Consider the following 15661-nt stretch of genomic DNA (forward strand, 5'->3'; position numbering starts at 1 on the left):
GAGGGTGTGCTTGTGAACAAAGCCCGAGCAGAACGGATCGCGCTTTCCATTCAGCAAGAACTGGGTGCGATGCTGTTGCGCGATGTGAAAGATCCTCGTATTGGATTTGTGAGCGTGACGCACGTGGAGCTCTCACGAGACTTGTCGGTGGCGAAAGTTTTTGTGAGTCACATGGGCAGTGCAGAGGAAGCTGAGGCCAGTCTTGCAGGACTCAAGAGCGCTACGCCTTTCCTGCGAGGGGAAATTGCGCGTCGGCTGCATTTGCGGCTGGCGCCGCAGCTCGATTTTCGTTTGGACAAGTCGATTGTCGATAGCATGCATATTCAAGAAATCATTAAAACCCTGCCCGGTCACGAATGACGGGCGGGGATGAATGGAGTGTTCTGTGGCGAACGGATTTCTCAACGTCTATAAACCGGCGGGCATGTCGTCACATCAGGTTGTCCAACGCATTCGCCGTTTGACGCACGAACGTCACGTGGGTCATGCTGGGACATTGGATCCCGATGCGACCGGGGTATTGCCAGTGGCGCTGGGACAGTTCACCCGTCTATTAGAGTGGGCCGTTCTAACGCCCAAGGTCTATCGGGCTGCCATTGTTCTGGGACGCTTAACCCATACCGGGGACCGCGCAGGGGATGTGGTCGGGGAATCAGGAGCTCCTTTTCCCGATCGACACGCTCTAGAAAATATTTTACCATGGCTTACAGGGACTATCTGGCAATTTCCCCCGCAGGTCTCGGCCCTTAAGCAAGGGGGCCAGCGGTCATATCATAAGGTCCGACAGGGTCAAACGGTCTGGCTCGATCCGCGACCGATCGAAATAGAGGCCATTAAGGTACTAGACGGGGTGGGCGATCGGTGGTACGTTGAGGCTGTTGTCGGTTCAGGCACCTATATTCGCGCATTAGCCCGTGACATGGGCTTTTTACTGGGCCATGCGGCCTCTTTAGAATCGCTTGAACGGACGCAAGTTGGGGCGTTTTCTGCGCAAGACGCATGGCGTCTCGATGACTTGGAAGCTAATCCGAACCAATGGCAAGACGCGCTCGTAGCCGGGACACAGATGCTCAGCCTCAGTACTTGGCCTGTCACCGCTGATCAAGCCGCGATGCTGTGGTCAGGGAATGTGGCGGGGATTCCACCATTGCCAGGGTCTGGTCCCACAGCCATCGTCTACGAGAAGCAGATTGTGGCGGTGGTAGATGGTCCTCCGTGGCACTTTCGCAAAGTACTCGCAAAGGGTGAACGATAATGGAGCGCATAGTGGCCAACGCATTTGCGTCGCCCAGTGTAGTGATGATTGGCAATTTTGATGGTGTTCATATCGGCCACCAAGCGTTGATCCAACATGCCAAAACCATTGCATCAGGTCATGGGTGGCGCATTATTGCCTTGACCTTTGACCCCCATCCCGCCATGGTCTTAAGGCCGGTGCCCCCAGAACATTTTCTCATTACGCCGACGGATGTAAAGCTGTACTGGCTTGAACAATTCGGCGTAGAGTTTGTGAAAATCCTGCCCTTTGATCGCCAGCTGGCTGCTGTTCCCGCGCTTCCTTTTCTAGCCCATGAAGTCAAAGCGGCGCTCAATGCGCATGCGGTGGTTGTGGGTTTTAATTTTACATTTGGGGCGCAAGGCGCGGGCCGGGCCGAGACGTTAATCGAGTGGGGACGCCTCAATGGGACTATCGTGGATGTGGTTGAACCCGTGGAAGGAGACCACTCGGCGCAGGTGGTCTCAAGTTCTGCGATTCGGCAAGATATTCAAGCAGGCCAAATCGGCACAGCGAATGAACGCCTCGGGCATCCTTTCGTGGTAATGGGACCCGTGCAGCATGGGGATGGACGCGGGCGGACCATAGGGGTTCCAACGTTAAATGTCGGGGTTCCGTCGTGTCAGATTATGCCTCCTTATGGAGTGTATGCGGGATTTCTTAGAGGAACGGATGGTTCCCGTTATGCGGCGGTAGCCAATTGGGGAGTACGTCCGACGTTTGGACAGTCTTTACCAGTGTTGGAAATTCATGTGCTCGATAAAATATTAGACGACTGGTATGGACATCGCGTATCATTTGATTTTATAGAGCATGTGCGCGCTGAACAGAAATTTGACGGTGTTGACGCATTGATTCGACAAATTCAGAAGGATATCGAAAAAGCCCGTCAGTTGCTGACTTAGCGGGGTCATGATACAATAAACTGTCTTTGGACTGGAGGAAGCTTAATGCAAACGGATACCTGGCGTGAAATGGTGGGGAAAGTGTCTGCCATTTGTGTCACCGGGGAGTTTAAGCGCTTGCAGCGTCAACTCGAAGAGCTTTATCGGCGGGCAGGAGTTTCCCAACCGGCAGTACAGGCTTATCAAGACGCATTGCTTTCCATCTTGGCACAAGATGAGGAATCTGGCGCGGTCTTGACTGCGCATTAACGCTATTGAGAAGGGGGGAGAACGAATGGCCCTACAGGAACAACAAAAGCAGGCCATCATTGCGGCTAATCGGCTGCATGAATCGGACACGGGGTCGCCGGAAGTTCAAATCGCGTTGTTGACTCAGCGCATTAGTGAACTCACCGAGCACTTGAAGATTCACAAAAAGGACCATCACTCCCGGCGTGGACTGTTGACCATGGTCGGACATCGTCGCGCGTTGCTGAATTACCTGCGAAAGACCGACAGCGCACGATATCATGCCTTGATACAACGGTTGGGATTGCGTCGATAGAGCGGGACATTCCCGCTCTTTTTTACCACACAAGAAGATTTCTGGGAACCGTATACGGACCCAAGGCTGTACAGGAGGGTACATATGGAGGCTATCACTACCGATTTTTTGGTAGGCGGCCGTACGTTGACGTTGGAAACCGGAAAAATGGCCAGGCAAGCGAATGCCTCTGTGGTCGTTCGGTACGGGGATACCGTCGTCTTAGTGACGGTCGTCTCGTCTCGCGAACCAAAGGAAAATTATGACTTTTTTCCTTTAACCGTTGATGTCGAAGAACGCCTTTATGCGGTGGGTAAAATTCCCGGAGGCTACATCAAACGCGAAGGTCGGCCCAGCGAAGCGGCAATTCTGGCCGCCCGATTGACGGATAGGCCCATTCGTCCGTTATTTCCGGAAGGGTTTCGCAATGAAGTACATGTTGTTGCCAGCATTTTATCGGTGGACTACGATCATTCGCCAGAAATCTGCGGCATGATTGGGGCATCGGCGGCTCTAAGTTTGTCGGACATTCCTTTTGATGGACCGATTGGAGCGGTTCAAGTCGGATATGTCGGTGGCCAGTTTATCATTAATCCTACCGCAGAACAGGAAAAAGTTAGCGAACTTAAGCTAATGATTGCGGGCACCTATGATGCGATCTTAATGATCGAGGCGAGTGCCAATATTGTCTCAGAGGCAACGATGCTCGATGCTATCTGGTTTGGCCATGAAGAAATTCGGCGCATTATTGAAGGCATTCAACGCTTTCAGGAGATGGCGGGAAAACCGAAAGCCGAATATCCGGTGTTTTTGCCGAGTCCTGAACTCGTTCAAGCCACGAAGGATATCGCCTATGACAAACTGCTAGAAGCGATGCGTAATCCGGACAAGCAGCAGCGGGGCCAGGACATTGAGCAGGTGAATAAAGAGGCGCGTCAAATCTTGCTCGAACAATTTCCAGAGCAAGAAGCGATGATTGGGGCAACGCTCAAGAAAGTTCTCAAAGAAGTGGTCAGGCAGGCGATTATTAAAGACGGCATCCGACCCGACGGACGTGGATTTGATGAGATCCGTCCCATTTCGATCGAAGTGGGCGTACTACCGCGCGTACATGGCACCGGATTGTTTACCCGCGGCCAAACGCAGGCTTTAACGGCAATGACACTAGGGCCGTTGTCCGATCAGCAGATGCTCGATGGCATCAGCGCCGAGGAATCGCGCCGTTATATGCACCACTACAACTTTCCGCCTTTTGCTACTGGGGAATCGGGACCTATGCGGGGACCGAATCGGCGGGCCATCGGTCATGGGGCACTAGCCGGACGTGCCTTGGAACCCGTCATTCCCTCAGAGTCTGAATTTCCCTACACCTTGCGCTTGGTCTCCGATATCTTAGAGTCGAACGGATCCAGCTCGATGGCGTCTGTGTGTGGCAGCACCTTAGCCCTTATGGATGGGGGTGTACCCATCAAAGCGCCCGTCGCGGGAATTGCCATGGGGTTGGTGAAAAATGAAGATGGGATTGCCATTTTGACCGACATCCAGGGGCTAGAGGATGCCTTAGGGGACATGGATTTCAAAGTGGCAGGCACACGCGACGGAATTACGGCCATTCAGATGGACATTAAAATTCATGGACTATCGCGCGAAATCCTAGAAACAGCCCTGGACAAGGCACGCAACGCCCGTTTGTTCATTCTGGACAAAATTGAGGCGGTAATTCCCACTCCGCGTAAACATCTCTCGCTGCATGCACCACGCATTTTGACGATGTCGGTAGAGCCAGACAAAATCCGTGAGGTTATTGGACCCGGCGGAAAGACCATCAACAAAATTATCGAGGCCACCAAAGTGGGGGACAAGAAGGTGGATATCGATATTCAAGATGATGGGACGATCTATATTGCTGCGCTCAACGAAGAAGTGGGACGCAAGGTTCAGCAAATGATTGAAGACTTGACACGCACTGTTCAGGTCGGTGAAGTGTTTACCGGGCGAGTAACGCGTTTGATGAATTTTGGGGCCTTTGTGGAGCTTTTACCGGGGAAAGAGGGGCTTGTGCACATCTCCCAGCTCGCCTATCAACGCGTCAACAAAGTCGAAGATGTGGTTAACGTCGGAGATATGCTCACGGTGAAGGTAATCGAAATAGATAGCGCGGGACGCATTAACCTTTCGCATAAAGACACCATGCCAGTGCCTGAAGGATACGAGCCGCCAAAACCGCGGCCAGCACAAGACCGGGAGCGCGGGGCAAGTCATCGACCTTCTGCGCACTCGGGTCCACGGCGTGATTCGGGACGGTGAAACTTGGCGCACAACTGTCCACCACGCGTGGTCTGAAGACAGCCATTATGGAGGCGTCTGAACGCGGTCTCTCCGTGTTACAAGTGTTTAGTCGTAGTCCGGTTGGTGGACAAAGTAAAGAATTGCCCAAAACGGGGACGGTATCGGCCTGGTTGGAACAGGCCCACATCCGCCCGTTTTTTGTTCATGCGCCGTATTTTGTGAATCCGGCAGCCACTGATCCCACAATGCAGGAACGAGCCCGAGCGGTCTTGGCAGAAGAAATGGTTCGCGTCAAGCGGTTGCATGGAGACTTTTTGGTGTTGCATCCAGGTCATTGCCAAGGCATTGGAGATGAGGCTAAGGCAGCAGGACTAGAAATACTGGCCGGCACGCTCCGTTACATGTTGACGCGTCCGGGTATCATTTTGATGGAAAATACGGCAGGACAGGGCCGCGAATTGGGCAGTACCTTTGATGAACTCCATGAATTGTTTCGCCATTTGGGACGAATACGCCGTGTCGGGATTCTGTTAGATACCGCACATGCCATGGCAGCGGGGTTTCCCCTGCACACCACTGAAGATGTGACGCGGTTTCTTGGCGCGGTGGAGCGGGGGGTGGGCCTTAACCGGGTTCGGGGTGTGCATCTTAACGACAATGCCTATCCCGTGGGTTCCCACCGCGACCGCCATGCACATTTACTAACCGGACATCTCGGATTACCCGCGCTTAAGGCGTTGCTCAGAGAGGCACGCGACCGTTCATGGCCTCTTATTCTCGAAACGCCTGGTTCGACCGTAGAGGCTCGTGAGCACGATCTATGGCAGATTGAACAGCTCCTTTAGATGCCCATTGTTCTACCTCTTTGGCTGTCCACATAGGACAAGGAAGGAGGGAGAGCACGATGTGGATTAAAGTCATTTCCTTAAGATCACCAGCAACCAAAGTAGTTGCCCTTTTCTTGTTGTTTTTAGCTAGTGTCGCGATCTTTCATTCACCGGCCACGGCACCTGTGCCGACAACGGAGAATTTAGAGCCAGGACCTGTGTACCGAGTTGTCACAACACAACGGGCCATGGCTTTAACCATCAATGTGGTGTGGGGAACACAATACGTGCCGCAATTGCTGCAAGCGCTGACAGCTGCCCATGTCAAAGCGACCTTCATGGTGGGGGGAGTATGGGCTAAGAAGAATCCGACAGTGCTCGAACAGATTGTGAAAGACGGCATGCAAGTAGGCAACCATGGCTGGGCACATGGACATCCGGCTGCGATGTCCGTAAGCGAGAATGTCGCAGATATCCAAAAGACAAATGAGATAGTTCACCAGCTTGTGGGGGTGACTCCTGCCGTGTATGCTCCTCCTTATGGAGAACTTGGCGGCGCGGTGTTAAAGGCGACGTCGTTATTGCATATGCCGTTGGTGATGTGGACGATTGACACGATTGATTGGCGCCCGTCGTCCTCCGTGCCTTATATGGTGAATAAGGTTCTGGCCAAAGCCCGCCCTGGGGCCATTGTTCTCATGCATCCAACGGACCGCACGGTTAAAGCTTTGCCTCTTATTATAGAGGGATTAAAGAGTCAAGGATACAATTTAGTGACGGTCTCTGCGCTTTTAAAAATGGGGACCCCTGTCGGCGATGGTTAATGGTGTGGTAAAGTACCTAGATGTGAAGTCTGTAGGATGATAACGAACGAGGGAATGAGCTTCGTATAAGGATAACCGGAAATTTAAGCGCTGTCATGAGGATCTGGGGCAGTGGAAAGGCAGGAGAAGCGATATCAATTACTTGACTCCATTGTCATCGGGTTTGACGTTAGCATGGGATGACTATGGTTCATTGGGCACAACCGCAATAGCTTTTTACGTCCATGTCGGTTCGCGGGATGAGAACCCTGAGTTATTTGGGGCGGCGCATTTCCTTGAGCACGCGGTCTTTAAGGGCGCACGGTCATGGTCGGCTCGCGATATCGCCAATATTCAAGATCGTCTAGGCGGGGAAATCAATGCCTTTACGACGCGGGATTATACCGTCTTTTATGCCAAGGTCTTGGCGTCAAAAGCGGCGGATGCGTTGGAACTTCTGTGGGCCATGGTCAGCGAACCCTGGTTGCGCGAAGACGATATTGGGAAAGAGCGCCAAGTGATTTTAGAAGAGTTGCTGGAAGCCGAAGATGATCTCGAAGACCGCGCTACCGAACTCTATATGGCTGCACTCTACCCCGATGAACAATTTCATCATGATATTTTGGGGAGTCGGCGTAGCTTACGTCAGTTAAACGCTGAACAACTAAAAAACTTTCACCGAAAATTTTATCATCCCGACAATATCACGTTAGTCCTCAGTGGGGAAGGCGTCGAAGAGTTGAAGGTCTTGGCTGAATCCTTGCGGTGGCCGCACCCTTTAGGCCCCAGTATCACCCCGGTACGTTTGGGCCCGAAGATTGGTCCTCACATAGAAATATTGTCACGTCCTGGAGAGCAAGTGCATGTTACGATGGGGGTTCCTGCTCCACGAATGTTTGATGCGGACCATGACGCGGCTTTGGTCTTGTCAACTATTTTGGGAGGCCAGAATTCGTCCCGGTTATGGCAGCGATTGCGGGAAGACGAAGGTCTCGTGTATACCGTCTCGGCCTCTTATAGTGCGATGAAGGATTGGGGAGAGTTGTCCATTTATATGGCAATGAGTCCACAATCGGTGCCGCAAGCATTGGAGGCAGCCACTCAAGAGGTTATGAATTTATTGGAATATGGGCCCACGGAGGAGGAACGGGCATGGGCTCTGACCCAAGCGGAAACCGCGATGGCATTCACCATGGAAACACCTGATGGACGCATGGCGCGACTCGGCGCTTATGCCGTTTGCGGAGCCTCTCCGTTAGACCCCAAAGCCCGCTTGTCGCGTCTAGAGCAAGTGAGTTGCGAGCAAATTATGCGAGTCTCGCGCGAGATCTTGGCTGTAAGACCGTGGGCTGTGGCGGCATGCGGGCCAGTCCAAGGATTGGAACGAGTGCTACAGACTGCGTTACACGCATAATGTCTTCTAAGGAGGAATGCCTTATGCGTTTTAGTGAACTGGCTTCCAAAGAAATTATCAACTTAACCAATGGTGAACGGTTAGGGCCTTTAGGGGATACCGATTTGGAAATTGATCCCACAAGTGGAGCCATTTTTTCGATTTTAGTGCCTCCGCGTGGACGGTTGGTCCGTCAAGGTCGGACGACGGTAATTCCTTGGCGGGTTATTCGCCGCATTGGGCCAGAAGTTATGATCGTTGATCTCGATGAATCTGCACAACCCACGGAATTTGGAGAAAATTAACCCTGAGTTCCTTTCAATGTCCGGGCATACTAACTCCGGTCATTTGAAAAGGAGGGATTGAGATGAAGAAGACAGTCGTCGGTGCCTTTAAAAATCACCATGATGCTGAAGAGACGGTCTCTGTGCTAAAAGACCGGGGTGTGCCAGAAAAGGATATTTCGTTGGTGGCACGACACGAAGGGCATGTTCGAGAAGGTCACCCGGGTGACGGTATGCATAACTTAGGGAATGGGATTGGTTGGGGCGGCACGCTCGGAGGTATCACGGGTCTGTTAGCAGGAGTTGGAGCCTTAGCGATTCCGGGTGTTGGCCCGATTATTGCCGCCGGCCCGTTAGCGGCCACGCTAACTGGAGCTGTTGCAGGCGGGGTAGCTGGAGCCCTTGTGGATTATGGCATTCCCAGCAACGAGAGTCATGGCTATGAGAAGCGTCTTAAAGAGGGTGATGTCTTGTTGATGGTGCGCTCTGATGCACCGGAAGTCGATAAAGCCCAGCACCTTTTTGAAGAACATGGAGCCACGGACATTCACGTCCACTAATTCTCTTTAAGGTCCGGCTGTGTACGGACCTTTGGTCTAACGAACAGAAAACCACTAGTGTCTCATCCGATTGCGCATAGCGAGTTGGATGAGACACTGGTGGTTTTTATTATCTCACCGCCAATGCCCCCTATTTGGCTGGGAAGTTCTGACACTACGGCTTACGGAACGTCAGGCTTGGATGTTCCGTATAGTGACACCAGAGGGATAAGAATGCAGAAAGGGATGAGAATGTGGCAACAAGGGTTGTCGTAGCTGGTGGTGATGCGCGCGATGCATGGTTATGTCAGTTTCTGGAGAATCAAGGATTTACGGTAGAAGCTTGGGGCTTTAGCGCGCCAGGAATCGCCCCTTACCGTGAATCGGGGGAGCCCGTGGCCATCTTTATAGGACCAATGACGGGCATTGATGCGGATGGTTCAATGAAGACGATGGATGGCCGTGTCATTCTCACCCCCGACTTCTTAGCGCGTATGGCCCACGGCGGTCTTATCGCTGCGGGGTTAATTGCGGCTCCTGTGACGTTATGGGCAAAGCGTTATGGACTCACGACGGTGGAGTACCGTAATCAAACTACCTTTATGTGGCTCAATACGGTGCCAACGGCAGAGGGGGCGATACGCGCAGCGATTGGACGTTCGGGGTTTACGCTCTATCATCGCCCCGTGGGCATTTTAGGATTTGGGCGTGTCGGGGCGATTTTGGCGCTTCGCCTCCAGAGTTACGGAAGTTTCGTAGAAGTGTTTGACCGTTCGGTCGAAAAACGGGCTATGGCGTCTGCAATGGGATTTCCCGTCCATCCTCTCGACCCGGTGTGGTGTCCGCCGCTAGATGGGCTGTTCAATACGATACCGGCTCCGGTGATTACCCGGGAGTGGATCGATACGACAGATCCGGCTTGGATTATCGATCTGGCGTCACTGCCAGGGGGGTTGGCCAAAGGGCTGGAGACGGATTCGCATGTCATGGCGCGATATGAATCGTATTTGGGGGTCCCGGGTCACATTGCGCCTAGGCGGGCTGCGGAAATCATTTGGGAGACGTTAGCGTCCATCTTGCAGGAAAATGCGGTGAAAGCTACGGTACAACGGGAAAGGAACTGAAAAACATGACAGAGGGAGAACTCAACGGAGTAAAAATCGGCGTAGCCATGGCCGCTTCCCATTGCAATATGCACCGTGCTGTCGCTACAATGAAGCTATTAGTGGACCAGGGTGCCATTGTCACGCCGATTGTATCGCCCAGTATTCTTCACGTAACAACACGATTTGGGTCCGGCGATTATTGGGCAGAACAAATTACAGCGGTTACAGGCCAAGAAATCCTCACGACGATTCCCGAGGTGGAACCCAGCGGACCGCAACGTTGGTTTGATGTCGTGCTGGTCATGCCGTGCACTGGCAACACCTTGGCCAAGATTGCTAATGCCATTAATGATTCTCCCGTAACCATGGCGGTAAAAGCGCAATTGCGCAATGGGGGGCCGGTCTTGTTGGCTATTACCTCAAATGACCTTTTAGGCCTCAATGCAGTTAATTTAGGGCGGTTGCTTGGCGCACGCAACATTTATTTTGTCCCGTTTGGTCAAGATGACCCAATACGGAAGCCGCGTTCTATTGACGCGCATCTTGAACTCATTGTCCCTGCGGTCCAAGCGGCTCAGCGCCAAGAGCAGATGCAACCCATTTTAGTGCCATGGAATTGATACTGTAGGAGTTGACGGATCAAGTGAACGCATTGCGTATTGCCGTTGTTGGAGCAACAGGACTCGTTGGGCAAAAAATTCTTGAAATTCTTGAGGAACGCAACACGCCGGTGCGCTCGTTGGTGGCGCTGGCTACGGAAGGACATGGCCGATTTATAGAATTTCGAGGACAACAAGTTCCTGTGCAAAGTGTGGATGCGGCGCATTGGGACGAAATTGACGTGGCATTTTTTGCGGCCACGAATGATGTGAGTCGGCACTACGCCCCCCTGGCTACAGCCCACGGCGTAACGGTTATCGACAAATCGAGTTACTTCCGTATGGATCCAACCGTACCTTTGGTGGTTCCCGAAGTAAATGCTGAGGTTATAGGGGACGCTCGTCTTATTGCTTCGCCTAACTGTTCAACGATTCAGATGGTCGTGGCACTTGAGCCTTTGCGTCAGCGCTACGGGCTGCGGCGAGTGATTGTCTCGACGTACCAGGCTGTTTCAGGCACTGGCCGCGAAGCGATGGAGACCTTGCGCCATGAAGCGGCGCAAACATTGGCTCAAGAGCCTGTAACGCCGAGTACTTATCCCACCCCGATTGCGTTTAACGTGTTGCCTTATTGTGATAAGTTCGGAGATCTGGACTATACGGGCGAAGAATGGAAACTTACGCGCGAGACCCAGAAGATTTTTCGCATGGAATTGCCTGTTAGTGCAACCGCGGTTCGAGTGCCCGTAGCTGTGTCCCACGCCGAAGCAGTCTACGTCGAGTTAGAGCGACCTTTTGAGGTCGACGAGGTGCGCACGCTATTGCGGGAGGCCCCAGGAATTCGAGTCGTGGATGATCCTGAGCATGGCATTGTGCCCACACCGTTAGAAGCTGCTGGACAGGATTTGGTGTTCGTTGGACGCATTCGCCGGGATCCCTTTATTGCTCAAGGACTTCATTTATTTGTAGTGGCCGATAATCTGCGCAAAGGGGCTGCGACCAACGCTGTACAAATTGTCGAAACGCTCGAAGAACGTTGGTCCTGACAGGGAGGAGATTTCTGTGTCTTTGGTGATCCAGAAATTCGGCGGGACTTCGGTGCGTGACGCAGCGCGTCGTGACATTGTGGCGCAATGGGTTCAAAAAGCTGTGCGAGAAGGGCACCATGTCGTGGTTGTGGTGTCGGCAATGGGACGGCTTGGCGATCCGTACGCGACCGATACGCTCTTATCGTTACTAGATAATGGCACCGAAGGCGCGTTGGATGAACGCGATCTTTTGATTTCTTGTGGAGAAATTATCAGCGCGGTGATTCTTGCGGGTCATTTGCGGTCGGTGGGGTTGCAGAGCCGGGCCATTACGGGTGGAGATGCGGGGATTGTCACCGATGCGAATTTTGGTGATGCGCGCATTGTGGAGGTCAAACCTCAAGCCTTAGAAAGTTTGGTGGCTCAGGGGATCGTTCCGGTGGTTGCGGGATTTCAAGGGCGAACGCCCGATGGGCGGGTGGCGACGCTGGGACGCGGAGGATCTGACACCACTGCTGTAGCCTTAGGGGCAGCGCTAGGGGCAGAGGTTGTCGATATTTTTACCGATGTCGATGGGATTAAAACAGCCGATCCCCGCATTGTCCCAGAGGCGCGGACGATTTCTTCGTTAGATTACGAAGAGGTGTTTCAGTTGGCCAATCTTGGCGCGAAGGTGATTCATCCTCGGGCGGTAGAAATTGGGAGACAGTTTGGCGTGACGATCCGCGTCCGATCCACGTTTTCGGAGTCGTTAGGCACTATTATTGCGTCGGGTCAGGGCATATTGGATGCGTGGGGCCACCGTGATCCGGACCATTCTGTAACCGGTATTACCCAACTAGACCACTTGCTGCAATTTCGTGTCACGCCACCGGAAACTATGCACAAAGATTGGGCGTTTCAACTATTTATGGCATTGGGCGAACGCGGCGTTTCCGTGGATTTGATTAATCTCTTTCCCGACCAAGTGTACTTTTGTGTGCCGCCCGAGAAAAATGCTGTGACCCAAGAAATTCTCGAAACTAGCGGGTTTGGCTATGAGGCGTTTGACGATCGGGCTAAAGTGTCCATTGTCGGGTCCGCTATTCAAGGACTTCCAGGAGTCGTAGGACGGGTGATGGCGGCCATGGCGCAATCGGATATTGAAATTCTGCAATCGGCGGATTCGCATTCGACGATCACCCTTTTATTGCATCGCTCTGATATGGAAAGGGCGGTGAGTGCATTACACAAACAGTTCCATTTGGCTGAGGAGGTGCCCAAAGGATGAGATGGCCACGAGTTTTTACAGCAATGATTACACCCTTCACCGAGGAAGGCAGCATCGATGTCGAAGCCGCCGAAGGGTTGGCGCGGCATTTGGTGGCTCACGGAACGCAGGGAGTAATTTTGGCAGGCTCGACCGGGGAAGCTTTTAGCCTAAGTCCTGATGAGCGGTACCGGTTGTACACGGCTGTGCGCCGGGGGGCGGGTGACATGGTGCCGGTGTGGATGGGATGTGGCACGAATGACACCCGGTCAACGGTTGACTTGGCGATGGCGGCCGATGAGTGGGGTGCGGATGGGGTACTGGTTGTGTCGCCATACTACAATAAGCCTTCGCAAGAAGGGTTAATTCGTCACTTTGGGGAAGTCCTCCACCATGTTACCTGTCCGGTTATGCTCTACAATGTCCCTTCACGTACCGCTAGTATGGTCGAGGCCGACACCGTGGCCAAGATAGCCAAGAAAGCGCGTGCACCTTTTGCGGTGAAAGAGGCTTCCGGTACGATCGAGCAAATTATTCGCTTAGATCAAATTCTGGGGTCTGAGGTGCCGATTTTTTCCGGTGACGATAGTCTATATCTAGCGAGTTTGGCCGTTGGCGCGTATGGTGTGGTATCGGTGGCATCGCACGTGGTAGGAATGGAAATGGAACAGATGACAGAACTCTTTATATCTGGCCATCCTGACGAGGCGAGGATGCTACACGCGGACCTCTGGCCTTTGTTTAAACAACTCTTTGTTGTTTCAAATCCCATTCCCCTTAAATGGTTGCTACATCGCTTGGCGTTGGCTCCGAGAACGGTGCGAATGCCCTTAGTCATGCCGGAGGATGCGGTATTTGGTGACTTATGGTTGGCGTACTTGCGAGCGAAGCATATTCGCCAGATGCCTATAAGCTCTGTAAAAAATTAGTGGCCATTGCGTGCAATAGTCCAACCGCGTTATAATTAACGCAACGACTTAGTGCTCGGTGGTCAAATGGGGTGTAGCGGTTCAGCATAGCGCGGAAGGGAGCTGAAAGCGCCGCCTCAAATCAGATGCCCCTGGCATAAGTCCCTAGTCGGATGGCTAGGGGCATTTTGATGTGCTCCGTGTGCGGGATAAATAGGAGGTGGGTTACACTGGCACGCCCAGGACCCGGTAAATTACAGTTTATCCCCTTAGGGGGATTGGGAGAGATTGGAAAAAACATTTCGGCTGTTGTCTATGGCAACGATATTATTTTGATCGATTGCGGGCTAGCGTTTCCGGAAGTCGATATGCCCGGAATTGATTTGGTTTTGCCTGACATTACCTATTTGCTGGAGAATAAGGACCGCGTACGCGCAATTTTTCTGACGCATGGTCACGAGGATCACATTGGAGCTATTCCCTATTTTCTGAAGCAAATCTCTGTTCCCATTTATGGGACCCGGTTGACGATGGGCATTGTGGAGATGAAACTGCAAGAACATCAGGTGAGTCTGCATCCCAAGTCCCATCCGGTGGAGCCCGGTGATACGGTCAAGGTCGGGAATTTTTCCGTTGAATTTTTCCGCGTTAACCACTCGATTCCTGATGCGACCGGCTTAATTATTCGCAACCCAGTCGGAACGATAGTGCATACAGGGGACTTTAAATTTGATCACACGCCTGTCGATGGACACGTTGCGGATTTTCATAAGTTGGCGCAAGTCGGATCGGAAGGCGTTTTGTTATTGTTGGCCGATAGCACCAATGCGGAACGACCGGGTTATACCCCTTCGGAAAAAACGGTAGGGAAAACCTTAGACCGCATTATCGAACAGGCCAAAGGGCGGGTGCTTGTCTCGTCGTTTGCGTCGCAAGTGCACCGCATTCGTCAGGTCGTGGAGTCGGCTGTTCGCCATGGGCGTCATGTTGCCGTTGTCGGACGTAGTATGGAAAATATCGTGCAAAAAGCGATTGAGCTCAAATACCTTGATTTTCCTGAAGGTACTTGGATGTCGCTGGATGCGGTATTACGCCAGCCCCCCCAAAAGACGCTGATTTTAACTACGGGCTCGCAAGGCGAACCAATGTCTGCCTTGACGCGCATCTCGACGTCCGACCATAAAAAAGTGGAAATCTATGCGGGAGATACCGTAATCATTTCGGCGACCGCTATTCCGGGCAACGAAAAAATGGTGTCTCGGACGGTCAACAACTTGTACCGTTTGGGCGCGGATGTTTACTATGGCCGCGATTTAGGCATTCACGTGTCGGGACATGCTTGCCAAGAAGAGTTAAAACTCATGCTCAATCTGGTCAAGCCGAAGTTCTTTATTCCAGTTCATGGGGAATATCGGCATTTGGTGCATCATGCGCAATTGGCTCGGGATATAGGAATGGACCCTAGCCATATTTTAATTGGCGATAATGGTAGCCTATTTGAACTCACGGCGGACTCGATGCAGTTGGTAGGACAGGTGCCTGCGGGTAAGGTATTAGTCGATGGCTTTGGCGTCGGTGACGTCGGCAATATTGTATTGCGTGACCGCAAACAATTGTCGAATGACGGGATTTTGATTGTGGTGGTGGGTATGGATGCCCAATCTGGTCTTTTGGTTTCAGGCCCCGACATTGTGTCCCGGGGATTTGTGTATGTGCGTGAGTCCGAAGCCTTACTCGACGAAGCACGGTCGCGGGTCAAAACGGCGTTGACGACGATGGAAGGGGGCACTTTGACGGAGTGGTCCGCAATTAAGGGCGTCGTGCGCGATACCCTGGGCCGATTCCTTTGGGACCGGACCAAGCGGCGACCGATGATTTTGCCGATTATCATGGAAGTGTAAGCAGCTCCCGCAGGGTTTTGCCTGCCGTCCT

The 15661-nt window shown here is 52.6% G+C and carries 17 protein-coding genes; all 17 read left to right on the forward strand.

All coding sequences use genetic code 11. The features are described 5' to 3' along the window. The first annotated feature begins 12 nt into the window (after positions 1 to 12). The 17 genes from rbfA to ORD20_RS14895 all read left to right on the forward strand — a co-directional run bounded on the left by rbfA (position 13) and on the right by ORD20_RS14895 (position 15630). Positions 13 to 360, forward strand: a complete 348-nt coding sequence (gene rbfA / locus ORD20_RS14815) for a 30S ribosome-binding factor RbfA (protein ID WP_103375464.1) — start codon at positions 13 to 15, stop codon at positions 358 to 360. Between the two features lie 13 nt (positions 361 to 373). Further along, complete coding sequence (gene truB / locus ORD20_RS14820; protein WP_103375465.1) at positions 374 to 1255, forward strand: tRNA pseudouridine(55) synthase TruB; 882 nt, start codon at positions 374 to 376, stop codon at positions 1253 to 1255. Then, complete coding sequence (gene ribF / locus ORD20_RS14825; protein WP_103375466.1) at positions 1255 to 2181, forward strand: riboflavin biosynthesis protein RibF; 927 nt, start codon at positions 1255 to 1257, stop codon at positions 2179 to 2181. The genes truB and ribF overlap by 1 nt, the downstream gene beginning before the upstream one ends. A 45-nt stretch (positions 2182 to 2226) precedes the next feature. Beyond that, a complete protein-coding gene (locus ORD20_RS14830) occupies positions 2227 to 2430 on the forward strand; it encodes a hypothetical protein (protein ID WP_103375467.1) in 204 nt (67 codons plus the stop codon). A 25-nt stretch (positions 2431 to 2455) separates the two neighbouring features. Beyond that, on the forward strand, positions 2456 to 2725 hold the full coding sequence (rpsO, locus tag ORD20_RS14835; protein WP_103375468.1) for a 30S ribosomal protein S15: 270 nt from the start codon (positions 2456 to 2458) through the stop codon (positions 2723 to 2725). An 84-nt stretch (positions 2726 to 2809) separates the two neighbouring features. Then, a complete protein-coding gene (gene pnp / locus ORD20_RS14840) occupies positions 2810 to 5011 on the forward strand; it encodes a polyribonucleotide nucleotidyltransferase (RefSeq protein WP_103375469.1) in 2202 nt (733 codons plus the stop codon). Further along, positions 5008 to 5838, forward strand: a complete 831-nt coding sequence (locus ORD20_RS14845) for a deoxyribonuclease IV (RefSeq protein ID WP_103375470.1) — start codon at positions 5008 to 5010, stop codon at positions 5836 to 5838. Before pnp ends, ORD20_RS14845 begins: the two co-directional genes overlap by 4 nt. A 59-nt stretch (positions 5839 to 5897) precedes the next feature. Beyond that, a complete protein-coding gene (locus ORD20_RS14850; protein WP_103375471.1) occupies positions 5898 to 6644 on the forward strand; it encodes a polysaccharide deacetylase family protein in 747 nt (248 codons plus the stop codon). A 142-nt stretch (positions 6645 to 6786) separates the two neighbouring features. Next, complete coding sequence (locus tag ORD20_RS14855) at positions 6787 to 8037, forward strand: M16 family metallopeptidase (protein ID WP_103375472.1); 1251 nt, start codon at positions 6787 to 6789, stop codon at positions 8035 to 8037. 23 nt (positions 8038 to 8060) lie between these two features. Continuing rightward, on the forward strand, positions 8061 to 8321 hold the full coding sequence (locus ORD20_RS14860; RefSeq protein ID WP_103375473.1) for a YlmC/YmxH family sporulation protein: 261 nt from the start codon (positions 8061 to 8063) through the stop codon (positions 8319 to 8321). Between the two features lie 62 nt (positions 8322 to 8383). Beyond that, positions 8384 to 8860 (forward strand): hypothetical protein, encoded by a 477-nt coding sequence (locus ORD20_RS14865; protein ID WP_103375474.1) that lies wholly within the window; start codon positions 8384 to 8386, stop codon positions 8858 to 8860. Positions 8861 to 9093: 233 nt separating this feature from the next. Next, complete coding sequence (locus ORD20_RS14870; protein WP_103375475.1) at positions 9094 to 9963, forward strand: dipicolinate synthase subunit DpsA; 870 nt, start codon at positions 9094 to 9096, stop codon at positions 9961 to 9963. A 5-nt stretch (positions 9964 to 9968) separates the two neighbouring features. Then, positions 9969 to 10565, forward strand: a complete 597-nt coding sequence (locus tag ORD20_RS14875; RefSeq protein ID WP_103375476.1) for a dipicolinate synthase subunit B — start codon at positions 9969 to 9971, stop codon at positions 10563 to 10565. Positions 10566 to 10588: 23 nt separating this feature from the next. Then, a complete protein-coding gene (locus tag ORD20_RS14880; RefSeq protein WP_103375477.1) occupies positions 10589 to 11590 on the forward strand; it encodes an aspartate-semialdehyde dehydrogenase in 1002 nt (333 codons plus the stop codon). A gap of 16 nt (positions 11591 to 11606) precedes the next feature. Then, entirely contained in the window at positions 11607 to 12842 is a 1236-nt protein-coding gene (gene dapG / locus ORD20_RS14885; protein WP_103375478.1) for an aspartate kinase, read from the forward strand. After that, on the forward strand, positions 12839 to 13750 hold the full coding sequence (dapA, locus tag ORD20_RS14890) for a 4-hydroxy-tetrahydrodipicolinate synthase (protein WP_103375479.1): 912 nt from the start codon (positions 12839 to 12841) through the stop codon (positions 13748 to 13750). Before dapG ends, dapA begins: the two co-directional genes overlap by 4 nt. 170 nt (positions 13751 to 13920) lie before the next feature. Continuing rightward, a complete protein-coding gene (locus tag ORD20_RS14895; protein WP_103375480.1) occupies positions 13921 to 15630 on the forward strand; it encodes a ribonuclease J in 1710 nt (569 codons plus the stop codon). Positions 15631 to 15661: the final 31 nt, after the last annotated feature.

The organism is Sulfobacillus thermotolerans (assembly GCF_039623705.1).
GTDB classification, from domain to species: domain Bacteria; phylum Bacillota; class Sulfobacillia; order Sulfobacillales; family Sulfobacillaceae; genus Sulfobacillus; species Sulfobacillus thermotolerans.